14 protein-coding genes and 1 pseudogene are annotated in these 15861 nt (G+C 62.4%); 7 read left to right on the forward strand and 8 right to left on the reverse strand.

The genetic code is table 11. From position 1 onward, the window contains the following. Positions 1-35: 35 nt before the first annotated feature. On the forward strand, positions 36-692 hold the full coding sequence (locus WG908_RS15030) for a glutathione S-transferase (protein WP_340187328.1): 657 nt from the start codon (positions 36-38) through the stop codon (positions 690-692). A gap of 112 nt (positions 693-804) precedes the next feature. Here the strand turns inward: WG908_RS15030 and WG908_RS15035 are convergent, their stop codons facing one another. Next, a complete protein-coding gene (locus tag WG908_RS15035) occupies positions 805-3045 on the reverse strand; it encodes a TonB-dependent receptor (RefSeq protein ID WP_340187329.1) in 2241 nt (746 codons plus the stop codon). A gap of 341 nt (positions 3046-3386) precedes the next feature. Between WG908_RS15035 and WG908_RS15040 the strand changes: the two genes are divergently transcribed. From WG908_RS15040 to WG908_RS15065, 6 genes are all read left to right on the forward strand, one after another. Then, positions 3387-4532: a sulfotransferase family protein gene (locus WG908_RS15040; RefSeq protein ID WP_340187330.1), complete on the forward strand. Its 1146-nt coding sequence runs from the start codon at positions 3387-3389 to the stop codon at positions 4530-4532. Between the two features lie 170 nt (positions 4533-4702). Continuing rightward, positions 4703-5092, forward strand: a complete 390-nt coding sequence (locus tag WG908_RS15045; RefSeq protein ID WP_340187331.1) for an EthD domain-containing protein — start codon at positions 4703-4705, stop codon at positions 5090-5092. 229 nt (positions 5093-5321) lie between these two features. Further along, positions 5322-6155 (forward strand): aldehyde dehydrogenase family protein, encoded by an 834-nt coding sequence (locus WG908_RS15050; RefSeq protein WP_340187332.1) that lies wholly within the window; start codon positions 5322-5324, stop codon positions 6153-6155. Between the two features lie 155 nt (positions 6156-6310). Then, positions 6311-7423 carry an S-(hydroxymethyl)glutathione dehydrogenase/class III alcohol dehydrogenase gene (locus tag WG908_RS15055; RefSeq protein ID WP_340187333.1) on the forward strand — a complete coding sequence of 371 codons (1113 nt, stop codon included), beginning with the start codon at positions 6311-6313 and terminating at the stop codon, positions 7421-7423. Positions 7424-7586: 163 nt separating this feature from the next. After that, positions 7587-8465 (forward strand): S-formylglutathione hydrolase, encoded by an 879-nt coding sequence (gene fghA, locus WG908_RS15060; protein ID WP_340187352.1) that lies wholly within the window; start codon positions 7587-7589, stop codon positions 8463-8465. 215 nt (positions 8466-8680) lie between these two features. Beyond that, complete coding sequence (locus WG908_RS15065) at positions 8681-10066, forward strand: aromatic ring-hydroxylating oxygenase subunit alpha (protein ID WP_340187334.1); 1386 nt, start codon at positions 8681-8683, stop codon at positions 10064-10066. Between the two features lie 111 nt (positions 10067-10177). Here the strand turns inward: WG908_RS15065 and ccoS are convergent, their stop codons facing one another. The 7 genes and pseudogenes from ccoS to WG908_RS15100 all read right to left on the reverse strand — a co-directional run bounded on the left by ccoS (position 10178) and on the right by WG908_RS15100 (position 15807). Next, positions 10178-10318: a cbb3-type cytochrome oxidase assembly protein CcoS gene (gene ccoS, locus WG908_RS15070; protein WP_340187335.1), complete on the reverse strand. Its 141-nt coding sequence runs from the start codon at positions 10316-10318 to the stop codon at positions 10178-10180. Then, positions 10315-11172, reverse strand: coding sequence for an HAD-IC family P-type ATPase (locus WG908_RS15075; RefSeq protein ID WP_445326731.1), 858 nt, complete (start codon positions 11170-11172; stop codon positions 10315-10317). Before WG908_RS15075 ends, ccoS begins: the two co-directional genes overlap by 4 nt. Positions 11173-11201: 29 nt before the next feature. Then, positions 11202-12158: pseudogene (locus WG908_RS15080) on the reverse strand (cbb3-type cytochrome c oxidase subunit I); the annotation flags it as partial. A 238-nt stretch (positions 12159-12396) separates the two neighbouring features. Further along, entirely contained in the window at positions 12397-13152 is a 756-nt protein-coding gene (locus WG908_RS15085; RefSeq protein WP_340187336.1) for a Crp/Fnr family transcriptional regulator, read from the reverse strand. A 67-nt stretch (positions 13153-13219) separates the two neighbouring features. Beyond that, positions 13220-13828: a response regulator FixJ gene (fixJ, locus tag WG908_RS15090; protein WP_340187337.1), complete on the reverse strand. Its 609-nt coding sequence runs from the start codon at positions 13826-13828 to the stop codon at positions 13220-13222. A 4-nt stretch (positions 13829-13832) separates the two neighbouring features. Then, positions 13833-14969, reverse strand: coding sequence for a sensor histidine kinase (locus WG908_RS15095; protein WP_340187338.1), 1137 nt, complete (start codon positions 14967-14969; stop codon positions 13833-13835). Between the two features lie 22 nt (positions 14970-14991). Beyond that, the gene (locus WG908_RS15100; RefSeq protein WP_340187339.1) at positions 14992-15807 is read right to left on the reverse strand and encodes a universal stress protein; all 816 of its coding nucleotides are present in this window, start codon (positions 15805-15807) and stop codon (positions 14992-14994) included. Between the last annotated feature and the right edge of the window lie 54 nt (positions 15808-15861).

Consider the following 15861-nt stretch of genomic DNA (forward strand, 5'->3'; position numbering starts at 1 on the left):
TAATTCTATCAACTGGCAGATAGATAGGAGTTGTCATGAAGATCTACGACGCAGCGATCGGTCCCTACCCTGCCCGCGTGCGCATCGCCCTGGCCGAAAAGACCATGCAATCGCGCGTCGAATTCGTGCCGATCGACCTGCAAAAGGGCGAACACAAGACGCCCGAATTCCTTGCCAAAAATTATTCCGGGACGTTGCCGGTCCTCGAACTGGACGACGGGACGCTGATCGCGGAGTGCACGGCCATCACCCAATATCTCGACACGCTCGACAGCGCGCCCGTGCTCACCGGTAAAACGCCGCTGGAACAGGGTCTGATCCACATGATGAACAAGCGCGCCGAACTGGAGTTGCTCGACGCGATCAGCATCTATTTCCACCACGCGACGCCGGGGCTTGGCCCCCATGTCGAACTATATCAGAATGCGGAATGGGGCATGTATCAGCGCGACAAGGCGCTGCGGGGCATGCGCTATTTCGACGGCATATTGAGAGGTCAACCCTTTGTCGCCGGCGACAGCTTCTCGATGGCGGACATCACCGTCATCGCCGGCATGATCTTCGCCGGCCTGCTGCACGTGCCCGTGCCGGCGGAATGCGATGCGCTGGTGGCATGGCACGCCAAAATGCAGGAACGGCCAAGCGTGAAAAACCGGATGACGATGTCGGAAAAGGCAACGACGCCCGCTTGAGCAGGCGCCGACGATCAGTGTCGGCCAATGTCGGACAAGAAAAAACTCACGGCACGATAAAGTGCCGTGAGTTTCCCTTTCGTTGAATTGGTCCCGTCAACGGGGCCAGTTCCTAGAACATATATTCGACGCGCAGGCCGTAGGTGCGAGGCCGCGCTACGTTCTTGTACACGCCATAGGGCTGGCCCGTCTGGATGTAGGACGGATATTTCTTGTCGAACAGGTTGTTCGCGTAAAAGCCGACGCGCAGATTGTCACCCGGAGGGCTGATATAGCCCGAGGCGTTGACGACGATCAGCTTGTTGTCGCGGTCTGCGCCCAGCTGGCCGCCGGCGCCAGGCAGGAAGTCGATCGCCGAACGATAGGTCGCCAGGCCAGCAAGCTGCGCGGTCCACGATCCGATCGCGAAATTATAGCTGGCATTGGCGGAGCCGGACCAGGTCGGCGCGAACGGCGGCTTTGTTCCCGACAGATCGATCGGGCACGGATACAAGGTGGCTCCCGGTACAAGAGCAGGGTTGGTCCGGGTGGGATCATAGCAGACGAGCGAGGCGTTGGGGAAGGATTCGTAACGGGCGTGCTGCCACGCGCCGCTCAGACCCAGGTTGAACCCGTCGACCGGGGTGAACTGGGCCTCGACCTCGACACCGTAATTTTCCATCGCGCCGGCATTGCCCGTGAGCGTGCCGCCCGAGTTCAGGTCAAGCGTCTGAACCTGCTGGTTCTTGTTCTTGGCGTAGAAGACCGCAGCGTTCAGGCGAATGCGGTTGTTAGCCATCGACTGCTTGACGCCGACTTCGTGGCTAAAGATCTTTTCCGGCTGAACGGGGTTGACGGGGAACGCATAAGGCCCAGGAAAGCCGCCCGCCTTGAAACCGCGCGTGAAGCTGTAGTAGATATTGGTCGGGCCATTATCCCACGCGAGGACGAAGCGCGGCGTAAAAGCGCGTTGGCTGTTGCTCAATCTGAACGTCGAACCAGGCACGCCGATCAAAGCGGAATTGTCGCCGATCGCCTTACGTTCTTCATAGGTATAACGGCCGCCAACAGTCACCTTCAACTGGTCAGTCAACTCGTAATAGCCTTCGAGAAACGCGGCGTAGGATTCCGTGATGGCGGTATTCTTGAAGCCGGCAGCGGTGTCAGGATCTGTGCTGCCACCGAAAAACTCCCCAAGGAACGCGGGATTGAAATAGCCCTTGTCGTACAGATAGCTCAGGCCGAACAGATAATTGAACCTGCCGTCCAGCTTTGAAGAAACCTGAAGATCCTGCGTGTAGGATTTGCCGCCGGACCGGGGCACCGAGAATTCGAACAAGGGCAGCGGCGTAAGATCCTGATCGGAAGAGCTGTCGACCGTTTTCTGCTGGCGGAAGGTCGTGACACTCGACAGGGTGAAGCTGCCCATGTCGAAGGTCATGTTCAGATTGGCGCCGTAATATTTGGTGCGAACCGGCTGGATGATCGTAAAGCCTTCGGTGTCATAATAGCCGACATTGGGCTTGAGCACCGCAGGATTGATATTACAGGCAAAGCAGGTATCGTCCCGGCGTTCCAGAGCCGCGAGCGGACCCAGATACGCCTTGGTGTCGTAGAACTGACCGCCCAGGATGATATCGGCATTGCCCGGCTGCCAGCGCAGCTTGCCGCGGATATTGTAGGTGCGCGATCCGCCGGCATTCTTGTCGCCGGTGTTGAGATTGCGAACGAAACCGCCATCATGCTTATAGCCGCCGGTAACGCGCAGGGCGAGGTCCTCGCCGAGCGGCATGTTCAGCATGCCGGCCAATGAGCGATGCTCCAGATTGCCCAGCTCGCCGCGCACGCGGGCTTCGAACTGGTCCGTGGGATCGGCGCTGTTGATGATGATGACGCCGCCGGTCGCGTTGCGGCCATAAAGCGTGCCCTGCGGACCACGCAGCACCTGGATGCTGCCGATGTCGAAATTGTCGATGATTTCGTTCACGGTCAAGGTGCGCGTCAGATATGCGCCATCTTCGTAAATGGCGACGGGGGTTTCGATGCCGACCGACACGAAATCGGAACCGATGCCGCGAATATGCGGTGCGAAAAAGCCCTGGGTAGTCGTGAAGCTGGCGCCAGGCGTGATCGAGGCGACGTCGACGGCGCGGGTCAAGCCCAGGGTCTGGACGGTCTCGGCGTTCACCGCGGTTACGGCGATCGGGGTATTCTGAAGGCTTTCCGACTTGCGCTGCGCGGTGACGATGATGTCGCCGGACTCCTGAGCAACGTCGCTGGCCGTCGTGACCGCGCTGCCCTCAGGCGTCTGTGCATAGCTGGTCGATGCAAGCAGCGCACTCAACGCAACTGACAATGGGCCTATTTTCCTCATGGCTTTCTCCCTTGAATTATTGCCGGCATCGATGCCGGCATTGGTCGAACACTTGTCATCCGTCGGCACGGCGGTCGGGCCAGCGTCTAGGATGAAGTCGCTACTCTCCTATTGGCCCGATCGTGCCGCCGCAAGGCGTAGCAGGCGACGCCAGCACAAATGCGGATCGACTGTTGTATAAATGCACAACCGGTTGTTATTGCTCGTAAAGCGTAGCGCGCGCACATTCGCACCGACATCCTGACAGGATTAGCTTGACGGCGTTGGGTGCTTTAGTACCTAGTAGCAGTCAACTAGAGCGTGCGGCGAACCGGCATGCGGCACAATATGGGAGAGATGCCATGGATGCGTCCGAATTATTGCGCGTGGCGTCCGCGCGGACCGGCCTGACCGATTTTGGGCCTGACGATTTTCGCGAGGGATTTTGCCTGTTGGTCGACGCGATCGACCGCGAGGCCGCCATTCGCGACGGTTGCCGGTCGAAATTGCAGGAAAAATTCGTCGACCTGCTGGTACAGCGTTTGTGGTTCGCGGCGGATCTGGCGGCCCATCCCGAAATCGCCCGAGAACAGATAGTATCGCCGCTGATCATTCTGTCGCTTCCGCGCACCGGCAGTACCAAGCTTCATCGCATGCTCGGAGCGACGGGCGACTTCCAGACGCTGAAATTCTGGCAGACGATGAAGTTCGCCCGCGTGCCCGGAGCCAGCGACGGCGGCGTCGGCCAGCGCATCCAGGACGTCAGGGACTATGAGGCATGGATGTATCGGCAATCGCCTGACATGCTCGTCGGCCACCCGTTGCATGCGCAAGAGCCGGAGGAGGAATGCTATCTGATGGAGGCGACATATCGCCATCCGGCCATCTTCGGCATGTATGACGCGCCAAGCTTTGCCGCGTGGATCGCACAGGCCGATCTCCAGCCAGCCTATGATTATCTCGTTTCCATCATCAAATATCTGCAATGGCAGAACGGGTCGCCGCCCAAGCCATGGCTGTTCAAGGATCCCAACCATCTGGGCCAGGAAGATTTCCTGACCGCGGCGTACGAAAATCCCCGGTTCATCGTCACGCATCGGGACCCGGTGAAGTGCGTTCCTTCGGTGACCAGCACGGTGATGGCGTCGCGGGGCATTTTTTCCGACCTGGACAACAGGCATATGTTCGCTTCGAAGATGCTCGGTCATCTGTCGTCCGCGATGGACCGGCACATGGCGTGGCGGGCGCGCAATCCCCATATCCAGGTGCTGGACCTGGCGTTTCGCGATGTCGTCCGGGACGGTCAGGCCGTCGCGCGCACCGTTTACGAATTCGCCGGCATCGACCTGTCGCCGAACGCGCTGTCGGCGATCCGGGGTTGGGAAGCGGACAATCCCAAAGGCAAGCATGGCGAAGCCAGATATTCAGCCGAGGATGTCGGCAGCACCGATGCCGAGATCGCCCAGACCTTCTCGGGCTACACGACCGCGTTCAAGGACTATATCTAGGCGAGCGAGGGCACGCGGCGTCCATTCATGGACCGTGACGAGCCGCATATATTGGCCTGTAGCCCCGACGAATGGGCCGAGGATCGTTCCGTACCCGCAATGATGGGGCGGACCGGGCCGATGGCAATAATTGGCCGGCGCTCCAGCCCGGCGCGATGAGGAGGCACCCGATGCAGAAACTGATGATGTTCATGAAGCGCAAGGATGACGTATCGTTCGAAGAGTTCCGGACACATTATGAAACCGTCCACATCCCCACGGTCGCCAAATGGGTGGGGCATCTGTTCACCCAGTCCAGGCGCTATTATCCGCAGAACCATATCAATTTCTATGTCGGACGGCCCGATGCCGACCAGGCCCCCGCACATGATGGCGGCGTCGATTATGACGCGGTGTCGGTCTATACGATCAGGGACGAAGCGGCGCTGGCCGAATTGATGCGCATCGCCGCCGATCCCGAATTCACGCGGTGGGTAACCGATGACGAAGCCAATTTCGTCGATCGCGCCCGCTCGCGACAGACCCTGACCGAGGAAATCACCGGCATCGGCATGAGCTGAACCAGGGTTCGACGGCGGGCGACCGCTCGGCCCGCGCCGCAGCCTGTCTGGCATCGTCGTCGGGCGATCGCTGGACGCTGGTCCGTGCACGGAGCGCGACATGGCAAGGTCTTTGGCATCGCCTTCCCCGCGATGTCGATATAGCCGTCATGCTGGATGGTCGACGGACCGCCAGCTGTCGGCGACGGCGTGGCGATGCCGTCGCCCAGGACGCCGCCGACCTTATTCTTTGTCGGGTCTGAAGGAATTGCGCCCCGCCCAGATTTCCGGTCACCTGATCGCCCAGCGCGCGGTGCGCCAGATCAGCTTCACCGGGTCGACCCCGGTCGGCAAGCACCTCATGCACCTGGCAGCGGACGGCATGAAACGCACGACGATGGAACTGGGCGGAAATGCGCCGGTCATCGTGACGGCACAGGCCGATCTCGCCGCGGCGATCAGGGCATCGGCTGCGGCCAAGTTCCGCAACGCCGGTCAGGTATGCGTCGCGCCATCGCGCTTCTTCGTCCATGAAAGCCTGTATCCCCGTTTCCTGCGCGGCATCGCCGAAGCGGCGGCGGCGGTGACCGTGGGTGACGGCCTGGACGAAGGCGTCGCCATGGGGCCGCTCGCAAACGCGCGCCGGGTCGCCGCGATGGAGGACGCCGTGGCCGACGCGCGCGCCCGCGGGGCAACGGTCGAATGCGGCGGGCACCGCATCGGCAATCGCGGATATTTCTTTGCCCCGACTGTCATCAGCGGGGTTCCCACCGATGCCCTGCTCCATGTCCGCGAGACATTCGGCCCGATCGCTCCGGTCACGCCCTTTGCCGACCTGGACGACGCGATCGCCCGCGCCAACAGCGTCGAGGCGGGCCTTGCCGCCTATGGCTTCAGCCAGGATCGCGCCGAGATCGCCGCGCTGATGGAGGGGATCGAGGCGAGCATGGTCGGGATCAACGGCTTTTCAGTGTCCACCACCGAAACGCCTTTTGGCGGCATAAAGGAAAGCGGTCACGGACGGGAAGGCGGCAGCGAGGGGTTGGAAGCCTATCTCAACGTGAAGTTCGTTTCGGAAAGCTGATCTCGAACCCTGCTGGCGACGAGTTGACAGGCCGCGGCGCGCGGCCCGGCTGTTTTGCGGTTGCGCAAACCGATCGGGAATGTCGATAATGTTCGTAATTCGAGCCAGCCCCGGCCAAAGGCAATCGCCAAGCCAGAAATTCCACGGAGAAAGCCATGAAGACCCGCGCCGCCGTCGCCTTTGCGCCCAAGAGACCATTGGAGATCGTCGAACTGGATCTGGACGGCCCCAAAGCCGGCGAAGTGCTGGTCGAAATCATGGCGACAGGCATCTGCCACACCGATGCCTACACGCTCGACGGATTGGACAGCGAAGGCCTCTTCCCCTCGATCCTGGGCCACGAGGGCGCGGGCATCGTCCGCGACGTGGGTGCCGGGGTATCCAGCGTGAAGCCCGGCGACCATGTGATTCCGCTCTACACGCCCGAATGCCGGCAGTGCAAAAGCTGCCTTTCGGGCAAGACCAACCTGTGCACCGCGATCCGTGCCACGCAGGGGCAGGGACTGATGCCTGATGGCACGTCGCGCTTCTCCTACAAGGGGGAAACGATCTTCCACTATATGGGCTGTTCGACCTTTTCGAACTTCACCGTGCTCCCTGACATCGCGGTCGCCAGGATCCGCGAGGACGCGCCGTTCGACAAGAGTTGCTATGTCGGGTGCGGCGTGACGACGGGGGTCGGCGCGGTGATCAACACCGCCAAGGTGACGCCGGGCAGCAACGTCGTGGTCTTCGGCCTTGGCGGTATCGGCCTCAACGTGTTGCAGGGCGCCAGGCTGGTCGGCGCGGACAAGATCATCGGCGTCGACCTTAACGAAGGCAAGGCCGAATGGGGCCGGCGGTTCGGCATGACCCATTTCTATAACCCCAGCGGCAAGAGCACCGCCGAAGTCGTCGCCGACCTGGTCGCGATGACCGACGGCGGGGCGGACTATACGTTCGATTGCACCGGCAATACCGAGGTTATGCGCCAGGCGCTCGAAGCCTGCCATCGCGGCTGGGGCGTCTCCACCGTGATCGGCGTGGCCGAAGCGGGCAAGGAGATTTCGACGCGGCCGTTCCAGCTGGTGACGGGCCGGGTCTGGCAAGGTTCGGCCTTCGGCGGCGCCAGGGGGCGTACCGACGTGCCCAAGATCGTCGACTGGTACATGAACGGCAAGATCGAGATCGACCCGATGATCACCCATGTCCTGACGCTCGACGAGATCAACAAGGGCTTTGACCTGATGCATGCCGGCGAAAGCATTCGATCGGTGGTGGTGTTCTGACAGCCATTGCATCGAGGGGAAGAACCATCGCGATAATGCCCGGTAACGCCGTGCGATCGCTTAGCCGCACCGGCGCGAGCGACCTTTGGGCCTCCAGATCGTTTCGCGATGTGACGGGCAACAGAATTGGCGCGTACGGATTGGATTGATCGACAGGACGGACATGGAGCAGGTCAGCACCCACCACAGCCACGGCGGCACCCAGGGGGTCTATAGCCACAAGAGCGCCGCTACCGGCACGACGATGACCTTTTCCGTCTTCGTTCCCGACCACGCGCCCGGTGAGAGGCTGCCGGTCCTGTGGTATTTGTCGGGGCTGACCTGCACTCATGCGAACGTCACCGAAAAAGGGGAATTCCGCGCCGCCTGTGCCGAACGGGGGGTCGTCTTCGTCGCGCCGGACACGTCACCGCGCGGCGACGGGGTCGCCGATGACAATGATTATGATTTCGGGCAGGGCGCGGGGTTCTACGTCGACGCAACCGAAAAGCCGTGGGCGACCCACTATAGGATGCGACACTATATCGAGGAGGAATTGCCCGTCCTGGTGGCGGCACAGTTTCCCGTGGATATGTCCCGGCAAGGGATCACCGGTCATTCCATGGGAGGGCATGGCGCGCTGACCATCGCGCTGCGCAATCCCGGCCGCTTCCGATCGGTCAGCGCCTTCGCCCCGATCGTCAGCCCGCTGAACTGTCCCTGGGGCGAAAAGGCGCTGGGCGGTTATCTGGGTCCCGACCGCAACGCCTGGCGCGCGTATGACGCCTGCGCGCTGATCGAGGACGGCGGGCGACTACCTGCTCTGCTGGTCGATCAGGGCGATGCCGACGATTTTCTGGCAGAGCAGCTCAAGACCCACCTCCTCGCCGAGACGTGCAACAGGGCCGGCCAGCCCGCCACGATCCGGATGCAGCCAGGATACGACCACAGCTATTATTTCATATCGACGTTCATGCCCGAACATGTCCGCTGGCATGCAACCATGCTTGCCGCTCCGGCAAGCGAACAGGAATCGGAGGCGGCCGGTATCGAGCATCGATAAAACCCCAACAGGGGGTAGCCGCTCGTTCCCATCCGGCCGAATTCGCGGGTGCGGGAAGCAATCGACGATCGCCGCTTCACCCCCCTCCTGATGCGCGGGCCGAAAAATCTCGAGAGCATTTGACCCCGATCAAAGACCTTCGAGCCGTTGGGCTGTCTCCTGCGACATGAGCAGGTTGATGCCAGCAACCGCGGATATGATCTTTGGAGGGTGTGATGGACGGGGAATATACGTTTGAACAGGGCTATGTGATCTATCCCGAGGCTACCGGAGACGACCCGTCGGCAAAGGCGCCGTACCGCGATGTGGGGTCGGGGATCATTGCGCCGCAGCGCTATTTCGACCGGCAGGAGGCGGAGCGTGAATGGGACAAGCTGTGGACCAGGACCTGGTGCTGGGCGGCGGCGACTCAGGATCTGGCCAAGGTCGGGGACTTTGTGCGTTTCGACATCGGCCGCGAGTCCTTCGTAATCGTCAAATCGGCTCCGGATCGCATCCAGGCATTCTACAATATCTGCCCGCACCGGGGCAATTACCTCGTAACCGACGATTTCGGCAATATCGGCGATGGCGCTTCGCTATACTGCAAGTTTCACGGGTGGCGATTCAATCTCGACGGAAGCCTCCGGGCGATCAAGGATCGTCACACCTTCCATGCGGAAACCCTATGTGGTGCGGAATCCCTGAAAGAGGTGCGCTGCGAAATCTGGAGCGACCTCGTCTTCATCAATATGGATGCGAATGCGCGCCCGTTGAAGGAGCATCTGGGAGTGGTCGTACCGCATCTTGAAAATTACGATTTTTCGAAAATGCGGATATATAGCGATGTCCAGGGCACGATCGACGCCAACTGGAAGACCGCTCTGGAAGCGTTCATCGAATTCTATCATTCCGACGACACCCATCCACAGGTGATCCCCATTACATCGACGCTGAAAACGCAATATGATCTGTACGATCATGGCGTCAGCCGGATGATCATACCGACAGGATATTCGGGCGACCGCGCTGCCGACCCCAGCATCGTTACCGATGCGCTGAAAGGCTTTATCGCATTCTTCGGAGGAAATAATGACGATTACCGCACGATCGGCGGCGGGGATTATCGCGTCGCCTTTGCCGACACCCTGCGCAAATGGGCGCAGCGGAATGGCCATTCGGACCTGTTCGATCGTCTTACCGACGGGCAGGTGACCGACGACTGGAATTATCACCTGTTCCCCAATGTCACGCTCAATGTATTTTCGCACAGCCTGCTCATCCAGAGCTGGGTGCCGCACGCGACCGACCCTGAAAAATGCGTTTATCGGGCGCTGAGCCTTGTCCTGCCGGTCAGCGATCCCGAACAGCATGTCATGGATCCCGCATCCTTTGCCGTGTCGGCGGAAAAGGGATGGACCGGGACCAGCCGCCCGGCCCGTGTCTATCCGACGAAGCTGGAAGAGTGGGGCACCGTGCTCGCCCAGGATGTCGAACGGTTGCCGATGGTGCAGCGGGGGATTCGCTCCAGAAGCTATGACGGAAACCGGCTGGGCGAGTCCGAATGCCGGATCAGGCACTATCTCAAGGAAGTCGACACATGTCTGAATGCCGCGCTGTAGCCCCCCCTGGTTGCTGCCTGCCCCCCCCGGTCGGTTTCCCAAGAGCCGATCGGGGGGCATGTGCGTGACCGGCCGATCCGCGCGAACAGATCAGCCGGCCGGACGCCCCGCCTAATCCTCATCATTGAGAATACGTAGCGCCGCGCCATCGGGATCGTCGAACTGGCCCGCGCTCAACGCCCAGAAAAAGGCGGCAAGTCCGATCAGGCCCAACAGCAGGGCTATGGGGATGAGGACCGTGAGGCCGATCACGTCGCGGCACTCCGCAAGCGCAGCGCATTGGCGACCACGATTATCGACGATCCCGACATGGCAAGCGCTGCGACCAGCGGCGTGACCATGCCCGCAATCGCGAGCGGCACCGCCAGCACATTATAGCCGACCGCCAGCGCGAAATTCTGCCGCACCACCGCCAGCGTCCTCCGCGCGGTCCGCAGGGCGATGGCGACGGGGGCCAGGCTGTCGCCCAGGAACACGGCATCGGCAGCCAGCTGGCTCGCATCGCTGGCCGACGACGGGGCCAGGCTGACGTGCCCGGCGGCCAGCGCCGGACCATCATTCAGTCCGTCGCCGACCATCAGGACGCGATGGCCCTGGGCCTTGAGCCGTTCGATCATGGCGAGCTTGGCCTGCGGCGTCATCCGGCCGGTCGCCAGCATGTCGGTGGCGATGGCGATGTCGTAAAGCGCTTGGGGACGGTCGCCGCTGGCGATGATGGGTTCCAGCCCCATGGTGCGCAACTGGGCCGTGGTCGCAACGGCATCGGGGCGCATCGCATCGGCAAAGGTCAGGAGCGTTCGGCGCGATCCAGAGATGAACTCGCTCGCCAGCCCGGCCCATGCGGTCGCGCCCGATGGCCGCTCCAATGCGACGGGACATCCATCGCAAGTGCCGCGCACCCCCACTCCTGGCCGTTCGACCAGATCATCGACGACCGCCGCAACAACCCCCTGACGCTGGAGCGTTGCGGCCAGGGCGATGCTGAGCGGATGGCGACTGGCGCGGGCCAGCGCCAGGATGATGGACCTTTCCTGCCGTGTCAGCTGCGCGACATTGATCGGTTCCGGGCGCCCCAGCGTCAGCGTACCGGTCTTGTCGAAAATCACCCGATCGACCTCCGCCAGCCGTTCGAGCGCGGACCCGTCCAGATATAGAGGAAGATCAGCGACCAGAAGTGGATGATCGACAGGCGATAGCTGTAGACCGGCCGTTCCGCCTGCTTCGGCACGAAATAATACATCATCGCCAGGAAACCGGCGGTCAGGAAGAAGCCGACCGCATTATGGCCATACCACCATTGGGTCAGCGCATCCTGCACCCCCGCAAAGGCGCTATAGCTTTTGGAGCCCAACAGGCTGACCGGCATCGACAGATTGTTGACGATGTGCAGCATGGCCACGGTGATGATGAAGGCCAGATAGAACCAGTTGGCGACGTAGATATGCGGTTCGGACCGCTTCAGGATGGTCCCGCCGAACACCAGCAGGTAGCAGACCCACACGACCGTCAGCCACAGGTCGACATACCATTCCGGCTCGGCATATTCCTTGCCCTCGGTAATGCCGAGCAGATAGCCGGTCGCGGCCAGCACGATGAACATCTGGTATCCCCAGAACACGAACCGGGCCATCGTCGGAAAGGCGAGCCGCGCGCGGCAGGTGCGCTGCACGACATAGAAGCTGGTCGCGATCAGCGCGTTGCCGCCAAAGGCGAAGATCACCGCCGATGTATGCAGCGGCCGCAATCGCCCGAAGCTGGTATATTCGATGCCCAGGTTCAGGGCCGGGAAAGCCAGCTGGAGCGCGATATAAAGGCCCGCAAGAAAGCCGGCCAGCCCCCAGAAAAGGGTGGCGATGACGCCCCAGCGGATCATGTCGTCATCATAACGCCCCTGGTCGGGCATTTTGAGCGCCCCCCGCAGGATCGCACCATAATCGGCGCGGCTGACGGTAAGCCAGGCCAGAAGCAGGCCCGTGGCGGCTATGATCGTCATGTGCGCGGCAAAGCCGCTATCGACCGCCAGCGCCGCCGCCGCCGTCGCGACCAAGGCGAGCGCGAACCATCCGCCCGCCTTGATGACCAGTTGTTCCATGCCTATCCCCCAGGAGATATCCTTGCCGTCCCGCCTGCATGGGCGGACATCGGCTGTCGTTGACCTCTGTCAAAAGGGAAGGTCAGGGTCTGTACGGGAATATCCCTAGCGTGTGATGGCGCCCCCTTGGGCGCGATGCTTCGATAGGAGCCTGCGACAAGCTCAGTCTCCACTCAGCACGGACGGATATCGTGGAACCCAAAATCATCGCGCTGTAGCCGACGCTGGAACAGGCCGATCAGGCCGCTTCGGCGCAGCAGGCCAGGCGATCACGATCCAGAATGTCGACCGTGCGCCGGTTGGGCAGCGCGACGATGCCCGCACGCTTCATGTCGGTCATCTGGCGACTGACCGTTTCGATGGTCAGGCCCAATACGTCGCCGATCTGCTGGCGCGACAGCGGAAGCGCGAAGCTGTCGAGCGGAGCGGCGCCCTCGCTCGCCAGGCGGCGAGACATATCGAGCAGGAAGGTCGCGATTTTCTCGCGCGCGGTCTTGCGACCAAGCAGCAGCATCCAGGTGCGCGCCCGATCCAGATCATCCAGCGTCCGTTGAAGCAGGCGATGGCCAAGTTCGGGATGGGCGCGGGCGAACCCGTCAAAGGCCGAACGGGTGAACAGGCACAAACGCGCATCGGTAAGCGCCGTGACGCTATGGGGCGTATTGCGGCCGAACGGGCGACCGATAAAGTCGGACGGATAGACGACGCCGACGATCTGCTCGCGCCCGTCTCCGGTCGACGCGGATAATTTCAACGTCCCCTCGATGACGTTCGCGACGATGGTGGCGTCATCGCCTTCCCACATCACCGTCTGCCCGGCGCTGATCGACACCCGGCGTCCCAACCGGTTGAGCGCGGCGCGCTCGTCTTCTTCCAGCGTCGCGCAAATCGCGCGGGTACGCACATCGCATCGCCCGCAGCAGTTGGCATCCTGGCGGGAGGGCACGGGGATGGCATCGGGCAATGTTTGCGCGAGATCAAAATGCAGTGTCATGCCGACTGATTGGCGCCGCGCGCCCGCGACGCCTATCCGTAAATGTCCTGATATCCCACAGGAACGGCTATTCCAGGCCCGACTGAAAGGCGATCCGCAACGCTTCCGACAGGCTGCGCACGCTGAGCTTCTGCATCAGGTTGGCGCGATGAATCTCCACGGTTCGCGGGCTGATCCCCAGATCATAGGCAATGGATTTATTGGGCAGGCCGTCGACCAGCCCCTTGAGCACGTCGCGTTCGCGATCGGTCAGCACGTTGAGCCGCGCCCGCGCTTCCCGGCCCCGCGTCGCTCCATCCTTGTGCGCGGCGATCTGCGCGACCGCCGCGTCGATCGCTTCCAGCAGAGCGGCTTTTTCAAACGGCTTTTCGATGAAATCCGTCGCGCCCGCCTTCATCGCCGCCACCGCCATCCCGACATCGCCATGGCCGGTCATGATGATGACGGGCAACAAAATGCCGCGCGCGCGCAATTCGCGCTGCACCTCCAGCCCGTCGATATCGGGCATACGCACGTCAAGCAGGACGCAGCCCGGCTCCAGCCCGGCGACGTCCTTTAGAAAATCGGCGCCGCCCGAAAAGCTGCGAACCGCGTGTCCGCCGGTCTTGAGCATGAAGCTGAGCGAACGGCGGATCGCATCATCGTCATCGACGATATAGATGGGCTGCGTTGTCATGAAGTCAGTCCGCACGGTCCAGGATGAAGTGAAAGGCAACCCCGCCCCAGCGCGAGGCGGTGGCCCAGATGCGCCCGCCATGCCCCTCGACAATGGTGCGGCTGATCGACAGGCCCACGCCCATGCCCCTGGGCTTGGTGGTGCTGAACGGCGTGAAGAGCGATCGCGCCACGACCGGGTCGAGGCCGGGGCCGCTGTCGGCAATGACCATTTCGACCCGGCCTTCGTCATCGGGCGTCGCCGACAGGCGCAGGATGCGGGCCGGACGCCCATCCATCGCTTCCACCGCATTGCGGACCAGATTGATGATGACCTGTTGCAACTGCACGCGATTGGCCATGACCTTGCCCGCCGCCGGATCGACGGCGATGTCCATGTCGATGCCGCGACTGTCGATGCCGATAAAGGCCAGCGCCACGCCTTCCGACAGAAGCGTGGACACAGGTTCGGGCTGACGATCGGCTTCACCGCGCCGGATGAATTCGCGCAAAGACCGGATTATCTCGCCGGCTCGCAGCGCCTGGGCCGCCGCCTCATCCATCGCCTGGCCCAGCATTTCGCGATCAAGCGGACCGTCCTGTGCCAGCAGGTCGCGTCCGGCCTCCATATAATTGGCGATGGCGGTCAGCGGCTGATTGAGTTCATGCGCCAGCGCGGCCGCGAGCGTACCCATCGCCGTCACGCGCGCGGCATGGCTCAGTTCCGCCTGCAAATCCTGCACGCGCCGCTCCGTCTGTTGCCGATCCGTGAGGTCGCGAATGAAGCCGGTAAACAGCCGTTCGCCCTGATCGCGCACCTCACCCACCGCCAGCTCGATCGGAAAGGTCGATCCGTCGCGACGCCGCGCCGTGGTCAGGCGGCCGATGCCGATGATCCGCTTTTCCCCGGTATCGCGGTAATGCGCCAGATAGCCGTCATGCCGTTCCCGGTCGGGCGACGGCATCAGCATGGCGATATTCTCCCCCAGCACATCGCTTTCGGCATATTGGAACATGCGCTGGGCCGCCGGACTGAAGGACTTGATCGATCCGCGCACGTCGATGACGATCAGCGCGTCGGGCACAGTCGCAAGGATAGAGCCGAGCAACGCCTGCTCAAGAGTGTGCGCGGCCTCTTGCAGATCACCTTCTCCGGTCGCCATCGCTGAACATAGTGAGCCGAAATCAGTGCGCCAGCAAGAGCGGAACCCGGCCCTCGCGAAGAAGGAAGCGTGTCACACCGCCGAATATCGTTTCGCGCAGGCGGCTGTGGCCAAAGGCGCCCATCGCGATCCAGTCGACCCTCAACTCGGCGGCCGCTGCCACCAGCGCCTCCTCGATCGTGCGTTCCTTGCGTGGCCATTCATGAATTTCGGAACGGATCCCGTGACGCGACAGATATTCGCTCGCTTCCAGCGGCGGGAAATCGCGCTTGGCCTTTTCCTCCACGGTCACGACATGCACCTCTTCGGCGACCGCCAGCAGCGACTTTGCAGCGCACAGCGCGGCGGAAGCTTCGTGCGACCCGTCCCAGGCGACCATCGCCCGTCCCTTGCAGTTGAAGCCACCCGCACCGACCGGCACCGCGATCACCGGCGACCGGCTATTGACCGCGAGGTCGGCGACAATCGGCAGGGGATCGGCCTCGAACCGTCGGCCCGGGTCGGGCAGGGTCACCAAAATGGCGTCGGCGAGGCGGGATGACGACAGCAGGCATTGCACGACCCCGCCGTCGCTGTGCCGCCAGTCCCAGAAAACGCCTTCCCGCTGCAGGCGCTCCTCGATCACGGCCCTCGCCTTGTCCTCGTCCGCGCGGATGGCCGCGATGTCCACTGGCAGCATATAGCTGCCGCCATATATGTCGGCCGCAACAAAATCGGGCAGCGCGGTTATCTGGTGACACATGATATGCGCCCCGGTCGCGCGCGCAATGTCGAGCGCGGCCTGCATCCGGCTTTCCTGGCCGCTGTCGTCGTGAATGTGCAGGAGGATGGTCTTCATGGGGTCAGGTTCCCGGCGGCCGACTGGCGTTGATCGTGTCCGCCCTGACTATGG

Source organism: Sphingobium anseongense, from assembly GCF_037725245.1.
GTDB lineage: Bacteria > Pseudomonadota > Alphaproteobacteria > Sphingomonadales > Sphingomonadaceae > Sphingobium.

Excerpts from the sequence above, each read along its gene's own strand:
- WG908_RS15095 (WP_340187338.1), bottom strand. The coding sequence starts at position 14,969 with ATGGCGACCGGAGAAGGTGATCTGCAAGAGGCCGCGCACACTCTTGAG.
- WG908_RS15055 (WP_340187333.1), top strand. The coding sequence starts at position 6,311 with ATGAAGACCCGCGCCGCCGTCGCCTTTGCGCCCAAGAGACCATTGGAG.
- WG908_RS15085 (WP_340187336.1), bottom strand. The coding sequence starts at position 13,152 with ATGACACTGCATTTTGATCTCGCGCAAACATTGCCCGATGCCATCCCC.
- WG908_RS15040 (WP_340187330.1), top strand. The coding sequence starts at position 3,387 with ATGGATGCGTCCGAATTATTGCGCGTGGCGTCCGCGCGGACCGGCCTG.
- WG908_RS15030 (WP_340187328.1), top strand. The coding sequence starts at position 36 with ATGAAGATCTACGACGCAGCGATCGGTCCCTACCCTGCCCGCGTGCGC.
- WG908_RS15065 (WP_340187334.1), top strand. The coding sequence starts at position 8,681 with ATGGACGGGGAATATACGTTTGAACAGGGCTATGTGATCTATCCCGAG.
- WG908_RS15045 (WP_340187331.1), top strand. The coding sequence starts at position 4,703 with ATGCAGAAACTGATGATGTTCATGAAGCGCAAGGATGACGTATCGTTC.
- WG908_RS15035 (WP_340187329.1), bottom strand. The coding sequence starts at position 3,045 with ATGAGGAAAATAGGCCCATTGTCAGTTGCGTTGAGTGCGCTGCTTGCA.
- fixJ (WP_340187337.1), bottom strand. The coding sequence starts at position 13,828 with ATGACAACGCAGCCCATCTATATCGTCGATGACGATGATGCGATCCGC.
- fghA (WP_340187352.1), top strand. The coding sequence starts at position 7,587 with ATGGAGCAGGTCAGCACCCACCACAGCCACGGCGGCACCCAGGGGGTC.
- WG908_RS15100 (WP_340187339.1), bottom strand. The coding sequence starts at position 15,807 with ATGAAGACCATCCTCCTGCACATTCACGACGACAGCGGCCAGGAAAGC.